At 49.1% G+C, this 17,153-nt stretch carries 15 protein-coding genes; 6 read left to right on the top strand and 9 right to left on the bottom strand.

The features are described from left to right. Positions 1–3: 3 nt before the first annotated feature. The 3 genes from nrdB to HXZ99_RS01880 all read left to right on the top strand — a co-directional run bounded on the left by nrdB (position 4) and on the right by HXZ99_RS01880 (position 1,778). Positions 4–1,134, top strand: coding sequence for a class Ia ribonucleoside-diphosphate reductase subunit beta (gene nrdB / locus HXZ99_RS01890; RefSeq protein ID WP_194755573.1), 1,131 nt, complete (start codon positions 4–6; stop codon positions 1,132–1,134). A gap of 5 nt (positions 1,135–1,139) precedes the next feature. Further along, positions 1,140–1,403: a class I ribonucleotide reductase maintenance protein YfaE gene (gene yfaE / locus HXZ99_RS01885; protein WP_194755572.1), complete on the top strand. Its 264-nt coding sequence runs from the start codon at positions 1,140–1,142 to the stop codon at positions 1,401–1,403. Positions 1,404–1,508: 105 nt separating this feature from the next. Then, positions 1,509–1,778, top strand: coding sequence for a GrxA family glutaredoxin (locus HXZ99_RS01880; RefSeq protein WP_194755571.1), 270 nt, complete (start codon positions 1,509–1,511; stop codon positions 1,776–1,778). Between the two features lie 49 nt (positions 1,779–1,827). Here the strand turns inward: HXZ99_RS01880 and HXZ99_RS01875 are convergent, their stop codons facing one another. Genes HXZ99_RS01875 through HXZ99_RS01850 form a run of 6 tightly spaced genes read right to left on the bottom strand, consistent with a single transcriptional unit; the run spans position 1,828 to position 8,699 of the window. Then, the gene (locus HXZ99_RS01875; protein WP_194755570.1) at positions 1,828–2,190 is read right to left on the bottom strand and encodes a YchJ family protein; all 363 of its coding nucleotides are present in this window, start codon (positions 2,188–2,190) and stop codon (positions 1,828–1,830) included. After that, the gene (prpF, locus tag HXZ99_RS01870; protein ID WP_194755569.1) at positions 2,190–3,377 is read right to left on the bottom strand and encodes a 2-methylaconitate cis-trans isomerase PrpF; all 1,188 of its coding nucleotides are present in this window, start codon (positions 3,375–3,377) and stop codon (positions 2,190–2,192) included. Before prpF ends, HXZ99_RS01875 begins: the two co-directional genes overlap by 1 nt. A 4-nt stretch (positions 3,378–3,381) precedes the next feature. Next, positions 3,382–5,970 carry a Fe/S-dependent 2-methylisocitrate dehydratase AcnD gene (gene acnD / locus HXZ99_RS01865; protein ID WP_194755568.1) on the bottom strand — a complete coding sequence of 863 codons (2,589 nt, stop codon included), beginning with the start codon at positions 5,968–5,970 and terminating at the stop codon, positions 3,382–3,384. Positions 5,971–5,977: 7 nt separating this feature from the next. Beyond that, a complete protein-coding gene (prpC, locus tag HXZ99_RS01860; protein WP_194755567.1) occupies positions 5,978–7,102 on the bottom strand; it encodes a bifunctional 2-methylcitrate synthase/citrate synthase in 1,125 nt (374 codons plus the stop codon). Positions 7,103–7,135: 33 nt separating this feature from the next. Beyond that, positions 7,136–8,017, bottom strand: a complete 882-nt coding sequence (gene prpB, locus HXZ99_RS01855; RefSeq protein WP_194755566.1) for a methylisocitrate lyase — start codon at positions 8,015–8,017, stop codon at positions 7,136–7,138. Further along, positions 8,004–8,699 (bottom strand): GntR family transcriptional regulator, encoded by a 696-nt coding sequence (locus tag HXZ99_RS01850; RefSeq protein WP_194755565.1) that lies wholly within the window; start codon positions 8,697–8,699, stop codon positions 8,004–8,006. Before HXZ99_RS01850 ends, prpB begins: the two co-directional genes overlap by 14 nt. Before the next feature lie 179 nt (positions 8,700–8,878). On the opposite strand from HXZ99_RS01850, the gene HXZ99_RS01845 reads away from it, so the two are divergent. Continuing rightward, a complete protein-coding gene (locus tag HXZ99_RS01845; RefSeq protein ID WP_194755564.1) occupies positions 8,879–9,493 on the top strand; it encodes a hypothetical protein in 615 nt (204 codons plus the stop codon). A 16-nt stretch (positions 9,494–9,509) separates the two neighbouring features. Next, positions 9,510–10,181, top strand: coding sequence for a hypothetical protein (locus tag HXZ99_RS01840; RefSeq protein ID WP_194755563.1), 672 nt, complete (start codon positions 9,510–9,512; stop codon positions 10,179–10,181). 17 nt (positions 10,182–10,198) lie between these two features. Here HXZ99_RS01840 and hrpA read toward each other — a convergent pair whose 3' ends face one another. From hrpA to HXZ99_RS01825, 3 genes are all read right to left on the bottom strand, one after another. Next, positions 10,199–13,954, bottom strand: coding sequence for an ATP-dependent RNA helicase HrpA (hrpA, locus tag HXZ99_RS01835; protein WP_194755562.1), 3,756 nt, complete (start codon positions 13,952–13,954; stop codon positions 10,199–10,201). Between the two features lie 79 nt (positions 13,955–14,033). Beyond that, positions 14,034–14,450: a CBS domain-containing protein gene (locus tag HXZ99_RS01830; RefSeq protein ID WP_194755561.1), complete on the bottom strand. Its 417-nt coding sequence runs from the start codon at positions 14,448–14,450 to the stop codon at positions 14,034–14,036. Positions 14,451–14,453: 3 nt separating this feature from the next. After that, positions 14,454–15,527, bottom strand: a complete 1,074-nt coding sequence (locus tag HXZ99_RS01825) for an isoaspartyl peptidase/L-asparaginase family protein (protein WP_194755560.1) — start codon at positions 15,525–15,527, stop codon at positions 14,454–14,456. Positions 15,528–15,665: 138 nt separating this feature from the next. Here HXZ99_RS01825 and sbcB point away from each other — a divergent pair, with 138 nt between their 5' ends. Continuing rightward, positions 15,666–17,108: an exodeoxyribonuclease I gene (gene sbcB, locus HXZ99_RS01820; protein ID WP_194755559.1), complete on the top strand. Its 1,443-nt coding sequence runs from the start codon at positions 15,666–15,668 to the stop codon at positions 17,106–17,108. Positions 17,109–17,153 lie beyond the last annotated feature (45 nt).

Here is a 17,153-nt window from a genome sequence, read left to right as displayed (position 1 = left end):
ATCATGCGATATTCCACATTTAATCAGACCAACGTGAATCCACTTGGGGAACCGATGTTTTTCGGTAACCCAGTGAACGTGGCCCGCTACGACCAACAGCGGCACCCTATTTTCGAGAAACTGATTGAAAAACAACTGAGCTTTTTCTGGCGTCCGGAAGAAGTTGATGTAAGTCGTGATCGTGTCGACTTTCAGAAAGTGTCGGAAAGCGAAAAGCATATCTTTATTTCGAACTTGAAGTATCAGACATTGCTTGATTCTGTGCAGGGTCGCAGCCCAAATATTGCTCTTCTTCCGATTGTTTCTTTACCTGAGCTAGAAACTTGGATCGAAACCTGGGCTTTTTCTGAAACAATTCATTCACGCTCGTACACGCATATTCTACGTAACTTATTTAGTGACCCAAGTGCAGTGTTCGATGACATCGTGAGTAACGAGGAAATTCAAAAGCGCGCGACTGATATCTCCAAATACTACGATGACCTCATTTTCCATACACAGCTTTGGCAAACGTACGGCGAAGGTGAAGTGACATTGGATGGGGAAACCTATCATGTGAATATCCGGAATCTAAAGAAGAAGCTTTATTTGTGCATTAACTCGGTCAATGCCCTTGAAGCTATTCGCTTTTACGTAAGCTTTGCCTGTTCGTTCGCTTTTGCCGAACGCGAGCTGATGGAAGGGAATGCGAAGATTATCCGCTTGATTGCGCGCGATGAAAACCTTCACCTAACCTCAACGCAGCACATCATTAATTTGTGGCAACATGGTGAAGATGATCCTGAAATGCAGGAAATTGCAGCGGAATGTCGAGAAGAAGCGCTTGAGATTTTCCGCAAGGCCGTTGCCCAAGAGAAAGCCTGGGCCACCTACCTATTTCAACATGGTTCTATGATCGGGTTGAACGAGCAAATCCTGTGTCAATATGTGGAATATATCGCCAACTTGCGCATGCAAGCCATTGGCTTTGAGCCAGAGTACGACCAAAAGAATAATCCGTTGCCATGGATGAATAAGTATCTGGTATCCGACAACGTACAAGTGGCGCCTCAAGAAGCTGAAATCAGCTCCTATCTGGTGGGCCAAATAGACAGTCAAGTGAGTGTTGACGACTTCGGAGATTTCGATCTGTAATTCTCATGACTCGGTTCCGTATTCGAATTAATGAAGAGATAGACATAGAGGTCGAGGCGGATGCCCCGACCTCTTTGCTTGAAGTTATGGAAGCCTCGGGACTTGAAGCACGCTACCATTGTCGTAACGGGTTTTGCGGCGCATGTCGTACCAAACTTATCTCGGGCAGTATTGAGTACACAACGGAACCACTCGCCTATGTCCGATCTGGCGATATCCTTCCATGCGTATGTCTGCCAACCTCGGATCTTCATTTAGAACACAAATAAAAGGGAACCGAACAGGGGTATCGCTTTAATCGATTTCACTTTACCCTGTGCTTTTGGCATACTTCGCGCCATTGAAGTGTGCTTACAGGTTTTTAGGAGTAGCGGATGTTAACTGTAATTTTTGGCCGGCCGGGCTGCCCATTTTGCGTACGCGCAGAACAAATTGCCGATAAACTTTCAAAGGATCGCGATGATTTTGAGTATCGCTATGTCGATATGATGCAAGAAGGTATCAGCAAAGCGGATCTTGAAAAAACCATCGGTAAGCCAGTCATGACGGTTCCGCAGATTTTTGTCGATGAGCTGCACGTGGGTGGATGTACGGAATTTGAAGCCTACGCCAAGGCAAACTTAGGCCTGTACGCAAACGCTTAAGGACACCACCGACACCTATAAAAATGCCCGCTGATTGCGGGCATTTTTTTTATGATTGAATGTCACCAGACAGATAAAACCAGACACCATCTTCACGCACAAAGGTTGAGTGTTCTGCGAGCATTCCTAGTTCACCCTGAACACGGTAGAACGCCCGAAAATGGACATGACCTTGGTCGCCCTGCTGCCCTGCTGCCAGAATTTCAAGTTTTACCCACTCTGGGTTATCATCCAGTTTCAATGCAGGTCGTGTACGTTCATGCCACGTTGCCAACAAATACTGGCTATTTCCCATGGCAAAGGCACTGTAACGGGAGCGCATTAATTGCTCCGGTGTTTGCGCATTCGCTCCTTGATGAAACACCCCACAGCAATCAGCATAATCGCGCTCAGAACCACACGGACATTTCATTAGAACGAATCACCCGGGATCCGTACCCAACCTTCCATGAGAATTCGTGCGCTACGGCTCATGAGTGCTTTCGTTGCTGTCCATTGGCCCTTCACTTGAGCCACTTCCGCACCTACCCGTAAAGTACCCGATGGGTGCCCAAAAGTGACTTCTGTCCGATCACCACCACCCGCCGCTAAATTCACGATAGTTCCGGGAACTGCGGCTGCTGCACCGATAGCCACTGCAGCAGTGCCCATCATGGCATGGTGTAGTTTGCCCATGGACAGCGCACGCACCACCAAATCAATATCCGATGCTGCCACCGTTTTACCGCTCGACGTAGTGTAGCTTTGCGGCCCTGCAACAAACGCAACTTTTGGCGTGTGTTGCCGTGATTCCGCTTCACTTAAGGTAGTGATTAAACCCATCTTGACTGCGCCATGGGCTCGTATTAACTCAAACATTGCCAAGGCTTTGGGATCTTCGTTAATCGCACCTTGCAGCTCTACACCGGTATAGCCTAAGGCTTCTGCATGGACAAAAATGGTTGGAATACCTGCGTTAATGAAGGTCGCTTCCAAAGTGCCAATGCCCGGAACCTCGAGTTGATCACGTAAATTTCCAGTAGGAAACATAGCACCGCTATCACCGTCATCCGCTGCCGGGTCCATAAACTCCACAGGCACTTCCGCGGCTGGGAAAGTAACGCCATCGAGTTCAAAGTCACCCGTTTCTTGCACTTCACCATTGCGAATCGGAACATGGGCGACAATGGTTTTACCAATATTGACCTGCCAAATCCGCACAGTGACGGTACCGTTCTCAGGGATACGATCCGCTGAAATCAAACCACTGTGAACCGCAAAAGGCCCAACGGCGGCGGATAAGTTACCGCAGTTGCCACTCCAATCGACAAAAGCTTTATCAATAGAAACTTGACCAAACAGGTAGTCTACATCGTGCCCTGGCTGCTCACTTTTCGACACAATCACCGACTTACTGGTGCTTGAGGTGGCCCCCCCCATACCATCGATTTGCTTTTGATATGGATCAGGACTACCAATGACCCGTAACAGCATGGCGTCCCTTGCCTTACCAGGCTGTTGCGCCACTTCCGGCAACTGATCGCGCCTGAAGAACACCCCTTTGCTAGTCCCGCCACGCATATAGGTGGCGGGGATTTTTACTTGTGCTGCATGACTCATGGAGTTACGCCTCAGACTCTAAGAAATCTTTTGCGAAACGTTGCAACACACCGCCCGCTGAATAGATCTCCAATTCTTCTGCAGTATCTAACCGGCATTTCACAGGCACTTTAGACACATCACCACTATGACGATGTATCACCAGCGTCAAGGTAGCACCAGGAGAAGCTTCGCCTTCTACATCGAACACTTCTGTGCCATCGATGTGTAAGGTTTTGCGTGTGGTGCCTGGCTCAAACTCAAGCGGCATGACGCCCATACCAATCAAGTTGGTACGGTGAATACGCTCAAAACCTTCGGCAACAATGGCTTCGACGCCAGCTAAGCGAACACCCTTCGCGGCCCAATCACGTGAAGAACCTTGCCCGTAATCGGCACCCGCCACAATGATCAGCGGTTGTTTACGTTCCATATAGGTTTCAATCGCTTCCCACATGCGAACCACTTCACCGTCAGGCTCAATACGTGCCAGCGAGCCTTGTTTTACTTTGCCGTCCTCTAATACCATTTCGTTAAACAGTTTTGGATTCGCAAAGGTTGCCCGCTGTGCTGTGAGATGATCACCGCGGTGGGTTGCATAAGAGTTAAAGTCTTCCTCAGGAACACCCATGCTCGCCAAGTATTCACCGGCCGCACTATCCAACATAATGGCGTTCGACGGCGATAGGTGATCGGTAGTGATATTGTCCCCTAACACTGCTAACGGCCGCATTCCTTTCAGGGTCGGTTTGTGCGCTAGCGCACCTTCCCAATAAGGAGGGCGACGGATATAGGTGCTTTGCGGACGCCAATCATAAAGAGGACTAATATCGTCGCCATAGTCGACGCTTAGATTAAACATGGGGTCGTAGGTTTTCTTATATTGCTCAGGTTTAACCGCTTGCTTCACAATTGCATCGATTTCTTCATCACTGGGCCAGATATCTTTGAGGGTAATTGGATTCCCTTCCGCATCTGTTCCTAATGCATCGGTTTCAATATCAAAGCGGATGGTTCCCGCAATCGCATAGGCAACCACTAATGGTGGCGACGCTAAGAATGCTTGCTTGGCGTAAGGGTGGATCCGACCATCGAAGTTACGATTGCCCGACAACACCGCCGTTGCGTATAGATCACGCTCAACCACTTCTTTTTCGATAACCGGGTCAAGTGCACCACTCATACCGTTACAGGTGGTACAGGCAAAGCCAACAACACCAAAGCCAAGTTGCTCTAACTCAGGCAGCAGTTTCGCTTCTTCCAAATACATCTTCACCGTTTTTGAACCCGGTGCTAACGATGTTTTCACCCAAGGTTTGCGCGTTAATCCTAATTTATTGGCATTTCGCGCAATAAGACCCGCAGCAATCATGTTGCGCGGATTACTGGTATTGGTACAAGACGTAATGGCGGCAATAATACAGGCGCCATCGGGCATTTTGCCCTCTTCCTGATCCCATTTACCGGCGATACCGCGGCTCGTAAGTTCCCGCGCTGGTAATAGCGAATGAGGATTTGAAGGGCCCGCTAGGTTGCGCTCAACAGCGCTCAAGTCAAACGTTAATACCCGCTCGTATTCCGCAGATTTCAGGCTGTCCGCCCATAAACCTGTTTCTTTCGCGTAGGTTTCAACCAGTGCCACTTGTTTGTCATCGCGTCCGGTGAGCTTCAGATAATCAATGGTTTGCTCATCGATATAGAACATAGCCGCAGTCGCACCATACTCAGGCGTCATATTGGAAATCGTCGCACGATCACCAATAGATAGCCCGTCGGCACCTTCGCCAAAGAACTCAAGGTAGGCGCCAACCACGCGCTCGCGACGCAAGAACTCAGTAATCGCCAATACTAAATCGGTGCTGTTGATTCCTGGCTGTAATTTGCCGGTAAGCTCAACACCAATAATGTCGGGTAAACGCATATACGAAGCGCGACCGAGCATCACGCTCTCGGCTTCAAGGCCACCCACACCTACGGATATCACGCCTAAGGCATCAACCATGGGGGTATGACTATCAGTACCGACACAGGTATCCGGGAACGCCACACCATCACGTACCTGCACCACCGGAGACATCTTCTCCAGATTGATTTGGTGCATAATGCCATTCCCAGGAGGAATCACATCCACGTTTTTGAAGGCCGTTTTGGTCCAGTTGATAAAGTGGAAACGGTCATCGTTGCGACGGTCTTCTATCGCCCGGTTTTTCTCAAAGGCGTCTTTATCAAAGCCAGCATGTTCAACCGCTAATGAATGGTCGACGATCAACTGCGTGGGCACCACCGGATTTACTTTAGCTGGGTCGCCACCTTGCGCAGCAATGGCGTCCCGCAATCCAGCCAAATCCACTAACGCCGTTTGCCCGAGTATATCGTGACACACGACGCGTGCAGGGAACCACGGGAAATCTAAGTCGCGTTTGCGTTCGATAAACTGCAACAAGCTCTCACGCAGCATATCCGGTTCACAACGCCGCACTAGATTCTCAGCGAGAATTCGCGATGTATACGGGAGCTTAGCAAAAGCTCCCGGCTGAATAGCTTCCACGGCTTCGCGAGTATCGAAATACTCGAGATTGGTGCCGGGCAAGCGTTTACGATATTGCGTATTCATAGCTCTCTTACCGTTTGTTTAATGCAGGAACTGAGCGTGGTGCTGGGCCCGTGTAATCTGCACTAGGACGAATGATACGATTATTTGCCCGCTGTTCTTTCACGTGCGCTGTCCAGCCCGTTACCCGCGACATCACAAAGATAGGCGTGAATAACTTGGTAGGAATGCCCATGTAGTGATACGCCGATGCGTGGAAGAAGTCAGCATTCGGGAACAGTTTCTTCTCCCGCCACATCACCTCTTCACAGCGGACAGACACGTCGTATAAGCGACGATCACCGAATTCATCAGCTAGCTTTTCTGACCAGCCTTTAATGATATCGTTACGCGGATCAAACTCGCGGTATACCGCATGGCCAAAGCCCATGATTTTTTCTTTACGGGCTAACATTTCCATCAATGTTCTTTCAGCATGATCCGGATCTTTCATATCCTGAATCAGGTCCATTGCTGCTTCGTTCGCACCACCGTGCAGTGGACCGCGCAGTGAACCGATCGCACCGGTGACACAAGAAAAAATATCGGAAAGCGTTGATGCGCACACACGCGCCGTAAACGTCGATGCGTTAAATTCATGCTCCGCGTAGAGAATAAGTGACGTATTCATCACTGCAGCATGCAAATCCGATGGCTTTTTGTCGTGCAATAGATGCAAGAAGTGTGCACCTACCGACTCATCGTCAGTTTCTGTATCAATGCGCACGTTATCATGAGTAAAGCGATACCAATACAGCAGAATACTTGGGAAAACAGCGATTAAACGCTCAATTTTATCGTCTGCTTGGCTGAAGTCTTCTTCGCCTTCTAGGTTCCCTAAAAACGAGCAACCGGTGCGCATAACATCCATGGGATGTGCATCCGCTGGAATGCGTTCAAGCACGTCTTTCAAGGCTTGTGGCAAGCCACGCAGGGTTTTCAGGCGCCCACGGTAAGCAATTAATTGATCGTTGTTCGGTAAATCACCATGAGCCAGCAAATAAGCGACTTCTTCAAAACTCACCTTGTCTGCTAATTCTTTAATGTCATACCCGTAATACGTTAATCCTGAGCCACTCTGCCCGACTGTACATAACGCTGTTTGTCCTGCGACCTGACCGCGCAAACCTGCGCCACCTAGTTTCTTATCGACCATGTTTAACTCCTTAACTTGCAATGTTTAAAATTCTTATTTCTTGGTGAAAAGCGCATCTAGCTTTTCTTCAAACGCGTGATAATTCAAAAAGTCATACAGTTCTGCGCGGGTTTGCATCGTATCAATCACGTCTTTTTGGTCGCCCGTCGCCAAAATATTCTCATAAACATTCAATGCCGCTTTGTTCATGGCACGGAATGCACTTAACGGATACAGCACCATCTCGACACCCACTTCTGCTAACTCACGACGATTAAACAGAGGGGTGGCGCCAAACTCAGTAATATTGGCCAACACCGGTACGTTCAGTGCATCGGTAAACGCTTTGTATTGCTCCAACGTATGAACGGCCTCGGCAAAAATCGCGTCAGCGCCCGCCTCAACACAGGCATGAGCGCGCTCGATAGCAGCTTCTAAGCCTTCTTGTTGCAACGCATCGGTGCGCGCCATAATTAAAAACTGGTCATCTGTGCGGGCATCTACTGCCGCTTTCACCCGATCAACCATTTCACCTTGGGAAACAATTTCTTTATTCGGACGATGTCCACAGCGCTTTTGGGCCACCTGATCTTCAATATGAAACCCTGCAGCGCCAGCACGCGTCATCTCTTTCACGGTGCGAGCAATATTAAATGCGCCACCCCACCCGGTGTCTGCATCCACTAACAATGGCAGGTCAGTGGCACCGGTAATACGACGAATATCTTCACAAACATCGTTTAACGAGGTCATACCCAAATCAGGTAAACCAAATGAGGCATTTGCGACACCTGCACCTGACAAGTATAGGGCTTTATGACCAACCCGCTCAGCCATCATGGCAGTATAGGCATTAATGGTACCTACAATCTGTAAAGGTTGGTTTTCAGCAATGGCTTGACGCAATTTGGCGCCTGCGCTCTCAGTTCGGCTCATGGGAATTCCTTGTAGTTTCCAGTTGAATTTCAATATTACGACGTGATGCCCCAATATGGCGGCGCATCAAAAGATCGGCTAATTCACCATCGCGATTGGCGATAGCCTGAAGAATTGCTTTATGTTCGTCAAATGCCCGTGATACCCGCGGCCCATTCATACCCATCTGTACGCGATACATACGCACAAGAAAATAGAGCTCGTCACAGAGTATATTAATTAAATACGGATTTTTGCTACCAAGGATAATTCGATAATGAAAATCTAAATCCCCGGCTTCTTGATAATAACTTTCGCCCTCACGCACACGTTGGCTTTGCAAGTGCTTATCGAGCAGGGCCTGCATCTCTTCAATTTCTGCCTGTGGCATATGTTCTGCAGCTAAACGACACGCCAAGCCTTCTAACTCTTCTCGCAATTGATAAAGAGAAAGCAAGCCTGATACCGAAAGCGTAACCACGCGCGCGCCTGCGTTTGGTGTGCGCTCGATCAAATGACAGCGCTCAAGCCGTGCTAACGCTTCACGCAATGGCGCACGGCTCACCGCAAAACGGCGCGCGAGCTCTGGCTCACTAATTTTACTTCCCGCCGCAATTTCACCTTCGACAATGGCCCGTTGAATCTCAAAGAGAACACGGTCAGAACTTGTGACGGGTGATTTCCACGTAGGGGCATAGGTCATTGATTGTCGACACCGAGCTAGAAAGAGACGCCATAATACCCGTGAAACATGACATTTTCAAGAAAACCCGCCCCACATTGTCGACAATTGGTCGCCTTGTAACAGGACGCTAATTTTTGTTGTATCGTACAAAATTTCTGTCTATATTTTAAACGATTACATCCCTGTTCGAGGCCACTATGAAGCGCACGTTCATTTCTCTAGCTGCAGTAACCTGTGCCGCATTAACTAGCATTCAGCTCACGGGCTGTGATGCTACCGATGCGGCCTACTTTAATTTGGCTGCACAATGTTACAGCCGTTATCCCAACGATTCTTGGGCCCAACAACAATGTGTCGATCAAGGTTCCGCCATCATTAGTGATTATCAGGCTGAGCAGCAATGTGATAATGAAGTGGCTTTTCACGATCGTCAGCTCAATTACTATTGGGATATGGGGGATGCCAACCGCCGGTTACAAGACGAAACCTATAATATGGTTGCTGCCTATTCCGGCACTATTCAACAATGCTTGCGCCAGCGCAGCTATAACGAGTGCTATCAGCAACATACAGGGCCCACACTCACGCAAATAAGCCAAACCCGCAATTACCTAAACCAATTTCACGAGTACCAAAATACAGTGATGGACTATCGTCAGGGTTTAATCAACCGCTGTTCGCGCTACTATACGTTCGGTCGGGTTACTTTTGAAAACAGCAGTTACTTTACTGAGAATCATAATGTCTATAATGCATGGCAGAGTTCGGTAACGGATCGCACTGATTACTGGCGACGTTACTACAACCGATAAACAGCCGGAGCTTATTATGCAACCCAAGCACATTGCTTGGCTTCTATTTCTTATCCCCCTTATTGCCGCAAATGGTGCCTATCTTATCGGTCGCATGGAAGGTGTGGCCTATGAGTGTATTCCCTATATTCACGGCTGCACTTCAATTAGTCGTGCAGCGCGTTTAGGTAGCGCAATCTTTCTATTTCGCGGCCTGATGATGCCCCTCGCTGTATTTCTCCTCGCATTTTGGTATTTACATTACCATTGGCTCCGGAAAATTACCGGCAAACGCCCTTTTCACGTGCTTATTAGCGGGGCTATAGGTGCATTATTTCTCGTGCTCTATGTCGATTTTCTAGGAACTGAAGGTGATTTCTATCGCTTTATGCGTGAGCAAGGAATAATGTTTTACTTTGCTTTCACCGCCCTTGCACAAATGTTTAGTATTCATTGGCTGCACGGTGCGCGCGCGCACCTCGACCGACGGCTTAGCCGGTACCTCAACGCTCAGGCAGTCATTATCATCATCGCCTGGGTCATTGCGATGGTTCAGTTAACGGTAAAGACCATGGACCTGAGCTGGGCCAACAATATGGAGAACGCGGCCGCTTGGAATATTTCTTTTTTGATGTCTTTGTTTTACTGCTTTACAGCCTTGATGTGGAGTCGTACCCAGTATCGTTGGCAATTCAACATGAAGGCATAATGTGCTGCCTTACCTGCTTATATTCGCTTTAGTGCCGCCTCAATCTCGTCGAGTCGCTGTTTCAGGCGCTGCTCAGACACAGGAAAACGGGTACCGAGCTGTTGCGCAAACGTAGAGACGCGAAATTCCTCTAAGTACCAGCGAAACTCCTGCAAGTCAGAGGGGACTGGCTCGCCTTTAGGCACTTTCTTAAGTAAATCCTGCCAACGATTTTCTAATTTCTCAAACAACAAAGAACGCAGCCGATCTTTATTCGGATCCACCGGTAATTTCTCTACCCGTTGCGCTAAAGCCTTCAAGTAGCGTTCAGCATCGACCAAGCGTTCCTCGCCAAAATCACTGACAAATCCAGGATAAATCAAACGTTGTAAATGGGCTTTCACATCGTTATAGGAATTAATTAAGGGTAAAGGGATTTTACCCTTGAGTTGTTTTTGAATCTGGTGACTCAACAATAAACAGCGTTCAACCTGTTGTGCAATGGCTAGGGTACGCTCATTGAGTTGCGCCCGGATGCGTTGGGTTAGCGCTCGAAACTCTGCTTCATTGCTAGGCTCTGTATCGCCAATTAAGGCATCAATAGCGGCCAACATGCAATCTTCAATAAGTGCCTCTACTTTACCCCAAGGGTTAAAATACATGGCTAATTTTGCTTTGTTCGGTAGTTTTTCCCGCAGGTAACTTACCGGCGAGGGAATTTGTAGAAGAACGAGCTTACGTAAGCCCTGACGATGAGCGCGTTCTGCATCCGCCTGATTATCAAATACGCGGATAGCAACGGATTTACCCTCGTCCTTGAGAGCTGGAAATGCCTGAATCGAAAAGCGACCGGTATTTTTCTCAACGGGCTTTGGCGCTTCCCCAAAGGACCAGTCCGTCAACCCCTCTTGCTCCACATCATCACCAGCAGTGGCCACCAATGTTTCTGTAAGCGTTGGCTGCATTTTCTGCTGCAGTTGCTTTAAATCACGTGCCCGTGCCATTACCTTCCCCGTCTCATCAAGGACACGAAAGTTCACCCGTAGATGTTCGGGAACTTGGGATAGCTGCCAAGCGTCGCTGGGGATGTCAATGCCGCTCATGCGCTTGAAGCGCTGCGTCATGGCTTCAAGCATCGACGTATCGCTACCAATCAGGGAGGCATCGACACTTTCCAAGAACGCACGCGCATAATTAGGGGCCGGCACAAAATTGCGGCGCCATTGCTTCGGAAGCGATTTGATCCATGCCGTGACTAGGGCTTCTCGCAATGCGGGAACTTGCCAATCAAATCCAACCGAGGTGACTTGATTTAACATGGGCAGTGGAATATCCACAGAAACCCCATCGTCTACATGACCGGGCTCAAACACGTATGTAAGCGGCAGTCGTAGGCGCCCTTGTAGCCACTGATCTGGATAATCTAAATCAGTGATATGACTGGCATCTTGCTGCATCAGCTGTTCACGCTTAAAGTGCAATACCTTAGGGTTCGCCTGCTGCGCTTTTTTCAACCAGCTTAATAGACTTCGATCGTCATAAATATCCGCCGGAAGGTGATCTGCATACGCCTGATATAAAGCTTCTTCGTCAATCAATATGTCACGGCGACGAGATTTCTCTTCTAGCCCCCGCACGTCGCTAATTAAGGTTAAGTTGGCATGTAAGAATGGAGGCGGTTGCTTCATTTGCGCCTGAACTAATGCTTCGCGAATAAACACGTCGCGCGCCACGACTGGGTCCACACGGCTATATTGAATGGTTCGACCCGGTACGATGAGCAATCCATACAACGTCACTTGTTCAGTAGCCACCACGGCTCCGCGCTTTTTCGAATAACGGGGTTCATGGTAGTTACGTCGTACTAAGTGTTGTGCAACCGGCTCAATCCATTCAGGTTCAATGCTGGCGAGGTAGCGTCCATAAAGTTTCGTGGTTTCCACTAACTCCGCACTCATTAACCATTTCGGTTTACTAGAAAATAAGCCTGATCCCGGAAATATAAAGAACCGGGTTTGCCGCGCACCGAGGTATTGATGCTTCTCATCCTTTTGCCCAATCTGTGAGAGCAATCCGGTAAGCATCGCCTGATGCACCTGTGCGTAGGTTGCTTCCTCATCATTGATACGAATGCCGAGTTCACGCACGCTTTGTCGCAGTTGGGTATACACATCTTGCCACTCACGCAGGCGCAAGTAGTGAATAAATTCCTGTTTACATTGCTTCCGGAATTGATTCGAAGACAGTGCTGTCTGTTGTTCTTGAAGATAATTCCAGAGTTTTAGCCACGAGACAAAGTCTGAGCGGTCATCGCTAAAGCGGCGATGCAACTCATCGGCTTTTTGCTGTTTGTCATGAGGCCGTTCCCGTGGATCTTGAATACTCAGAGCGGCGGTGATGATGAGTACTTCACGCACTGAATGAAAATCTTGTGCCGCTAGCACCATTCGCCCTAAACGCGGATCAATGGGTAAACGGCCTAAGGAGCGACCAATCACGGTTAGCTTTCGCGGACCTTTGCGTCCGGCACGCTGCATCGCACCGAGCTCTTCAAGCAGTCGCATACCGTCATTAATGTAGCGGTCGTCTGGACGCTGTAAGAATGGGAATTTCCGGATATCCCCGAGCTTTAAGGTAGCCATCTGCAAAATGACAGACGCCAAATTCGTACGTAAAATTTCCGGATCGGTGAATTCCGGACGATTCATAAAATCTTCTTCACTATACAGGCGAATACAAATACCCGGCCCCACCCGACCACAACGGCCTGCCCGTTGATTGGCACTGGCCTGGGAAATATTTTCGATGGGTAAGCGCTGCACTTTGGTGCGATAACTGTAACGTGAAATCCGCGCTGTGCCGGGATCGATCACATAGCGGATGCCCGGCACCGTTAACGACGTCTCCGCCACGTTGGTTGCGAGGACAATGCGGCGCCCTTGCGATGGTTGAAAGATCTTGTTTTGGTCGCTTGCGCTCAGACGAGCATACAGAGGCACAATGTCTAGTTGCTGCCGCGAGTCTTCATGAAACTCGCGCAATGCATCTGCGCTATCGCGAATTTCCCGTTCCCCACTAAGAAAAACAAGAATATCTCCTGGGCCTTCCCGCATCAGCTCCGCTGATGCCTCGCAGATGCCCTGATACATATCTACTTCACGATCATCACTGTCGTCGTTGAGCAGAGGTTGATATCGCACCTCTACCGGAAAGGTACGTCCGCTGACTTCGATTACGGGTGCATTGTTAAAGTGTTTCGAGAAACGCTCTGTCTCAATAGTGGCAGAGGTAATGATCACTTTAAGATCGGGACGTTTATCGATAAGCTGGCGCAAAACCCCAAGCAGAAAGTCGATGTTAAGCGACCGTTCGTGCGCCTCATCAATAATAATTGCGCTATAACGCTTGAGTAATCGATCCCGTTGTAATTCGGCGAGCAAAATACCGTCGGTCATTAGCTTTATTGCCGTGTGCTCCGATGATTCATCCTGAAAACGAATCTTAAAGCCCACCCGGTGCCCTAAAGGCTCTTCGAGTTCATCGGCTATACGTCGTGCCACTGAACGCGCGGCTAATCGACGCGGCTGAGTATGTCCAATGATGCCATTTTCCGCAAAGCCCATCTCTAAAAGCATTTTGGGTAACTGTGTGGTTTTCCCTGACCCTGTTTCTCCGGCTAAAACCACCACTTGATGATCGCGAATAGCCGCCTGAATACGACATTTTTCCGCAACAACAGGGAGTTGTTCCGGGAACTTAATTGCGGGTTTAGGTAGATTCGACACGTCAGACATGAATACTGCAATTACTCACTATACAAAAAGGCTGACAAGTTTAACAAACCTGCCAGCCCTCGCCTACGATAACACTTCATTAGTGATTTGCGTACGAATCTCGCAAATGCAAATCAATGGCTCTGAGCACATCAGTACGACTGATGACACCCACTAACTGTTTCGCATAATCTACCACGGGATAGACCTTAGGGCGCTTATGCCCAAGCTGCTGCGCCAAATCCAGAATAGCCATATCCGAATTCACGGTAAGCACTTCGTTTGCCATACAGTCGGCGACTGTAGCCGACTGTTCTTTGTGATACGTACCTTCTAACATCATGGCCAAACAGTCTTGTTCTGACAGAAAACCAATAACTTGTTTGTCGTCATCAACAACAGGACCACCGCTCTGGTTCGCTGCGATTAACATCGCAACGGCTGTTTCCACAGGCATATCGCGCGTGAACTTTACCGGATGCCGGTTCATATAATCCTGTACTTTCATCGACCGCATAGCTTACTCCTCTTCAGAATAAATCCCGATCACAGTACCGAGGCGACTAGTGCGCGCGCCACGATACATTCCTTCTGTATTAAATGGCATGCTTACATTGCCTTGCGCATCCATAATAATGACACCGCCGGTGCCGCCTGCAGGTAACAGTTCCTCATGAATGACATAATTTCCCGCAGCTTCAATAGATTCACCAAGATACTTCACACGGCTACAAATTTGAGCAGATACATTGTAGCGAATAAAGTACTCTCCGTGTCCCGTCGCCGATACGCCGCAACTGGCGTTATCTGCCCAAGTGCCGGCGCCAATAATTGGCGAGTCTCCTATACGATTATAGCGCTTCGCTGTCATTCCGCCTGTCGAAGTGCCGGCAACAATATTGCCTTGCTGATCTAATGCTACGGCACCAACGGTGCCCATATCAAATGCACTATCCCAGTCTGCATTGGCAATGTGATCCCCGGTTCGATCTTGTTCTCGTAATAACTCAAGCGCGCGCTGCAGCTGTTCAAAGCGGTGCTCGGTATTAAAATAGCTGTTATCCACCAACTCTAAACCTTGCTCCACCGCAAATTGCTCCGCGCCCGCGGCACTGAGCATGACATGACGACTATTTTCCATGACTTCGCGAGCCAAGGCGATCGGACTGCGCACCGTACGCACACCGGATACAGCGCCTGCATCTAAGGTGCCGCCATGCATCAAGGACGCATCAAGCTCATGGCCACCGTCATACGTGTAGACAGCCCCACGACCGGCATTAAACAGGGGTTCTTCTTCCATCAGCTGAATTGCTGCAATAACCGCATCCATACTGTCGCCACCGGCGTCTAAAATCTCATAACCCGCATCAAGTGCCGCGGTAAGCGCGGCAGTAAAGGCCGCTTCTCGTTCTGGGGTCATGTTCTCTCGGGTAATAGTGCCTGCACCACCATGAATCACAATACCTATGGGTGCTCTCTCAGCTGCGTTTGCCGTACCGCTAGTCTGGGTGTCTGATTGAGTCGCTTCGCCACATGCCGCAAGGCTAAAAAGCGCGGCGGCAACGAGAGATAATCGAGCCTGAATTGTCATGGTTTTCTCCTGAGTTTCTTATCATTTGAGTATGCAAGATGAAACGTTGATGTACCATTATGAACACGAGCGGAACTCGCATACAAGTCTACAGCGGTGATATGCTTAGCTGAACCGTTCAATGGAATAAGAATAATCATGACAGCTTCAATATATTGGCACGATTACGAGGCTGGGGGCGTGAACCCCCGCGCCGACCGTCCTATGCAATTTGCCGGGGTGCGAACAGATCGGGATCTCAATATTATTGGCAAGCCTTTATCGATGTATTGCCAACTATCCACTGACTACCTGCCTCATCCGCAGGCTTGCCTTGTCACCGGAATTACGCCACAGACCGCTAATCAACGTGGGCTCCCAGAAGTTGAGTTTGCCCGTCGAATTTTGCGCGAGTTCTCACAGCGAGAAACCACCATTTGTGGCTATAACAATATTCGTTATGACGATGAAATGACGCGTTTTCTGCTTTACCGCAATTTTCTTGATCCTTACGCTTACAGCTGGCAGAACGATAATTCACGGTGGGATTTACTCACCCTCACGCGTGCAGCTTGGGCACTGCGCCCAGAAGGTATTCAGTGGCCGCAAAACGACGCCGGCCGCGTGGTCTTAAAGCTCGACCAATTAGCGCCTGCAAATGGTATTGAGCATACCCATGCCCATGACGCACTTGCTGATGTGTATGCCAGCATTGAACTCGCTAAGAAAATTAAAACGGCGCAACCCAAACTCTACGACTTTTGCTTTGATATCCGTCGTAAACAGCAATTGGCCGCTATTGTCGACAAAGCAATCGCCGGACAAACCCTGTTAGTCCATGTCTCCGGTCATTATGGTGCCGACGCCGGCTATGTGCGTTGGATTATGCCATTGGGATATGCACCGAACCAAGCGAATCAACTGGTTGCGTGGCGTATGGATTGCGATCCTGAACAGTTTGCCCACCTTTCTGCGGAAGAAATTCACGCACTGTGGATGACGCCGGTCGCGGACCTCGCAGACCAACCGCGACCAGGGCTGGTGACTATCGCCCTCAATCAGTGCCCGTTCCTTGCACCACCGATGACCTTGAGTGATGCACGGGCAGCGGATTTTGGCTTAGACCGCGCATCAGCAAACGCGGCGCGCGCACAGCTGCACGCCAATGAGCCCTTGCGTGATCGCTTTATGCAAGCAGCCACCCTGCCTCGCGTATACGAGGAAGATGGGCAAAATGCACAGGATGTTGACGTTGCATTGTATTCCGGTGGTTTTTTCAGTCAGCAAGCCCGTAGTCATATGGATGTGATTCATCATGCCGACCCAGAACAACTGGCGGCCCTCGATCTACCATTCGACGATACGCGCATACCAGCATTGCTGTTCCGCTATCGAGCCCGCAATTTTCCTCATACACTATCGAGCTCAGAGCAAGAAAAGTGGCGGCGATTTTGTCAGGAACGATTACAACAAGGTGGAAAGGATTACCTAAGCCTTGAAGAATACGCACTGGAAATCGAGAATTTGGCTCATGAGCATGAACAAGATGAGAACAAAATTCGAATTCTAAAAGCCCTATACCAGTATGCCCAATCCCTCTAACAGGTTACCTCGTCGCTAACAAAGCAGACATAAAAAAAGCGCGGC

Origin of the sequence: Aliidiomarina indica, assembly GCF_015354615.1 — a bacterium.
Classification (GTDB): domain Bacteria; phylum Pseudomonadota; class Gammaproteobacteria; order Enterobacterales; family Alteromonadaceae; genus Aliidiomarina; species Aliidiomarina indica.
The sequence above is the reverse complement of the archived record's forward strand: the minus strand, read 5'-3'. Positions and strand labels throughout refer to the sequence as shown.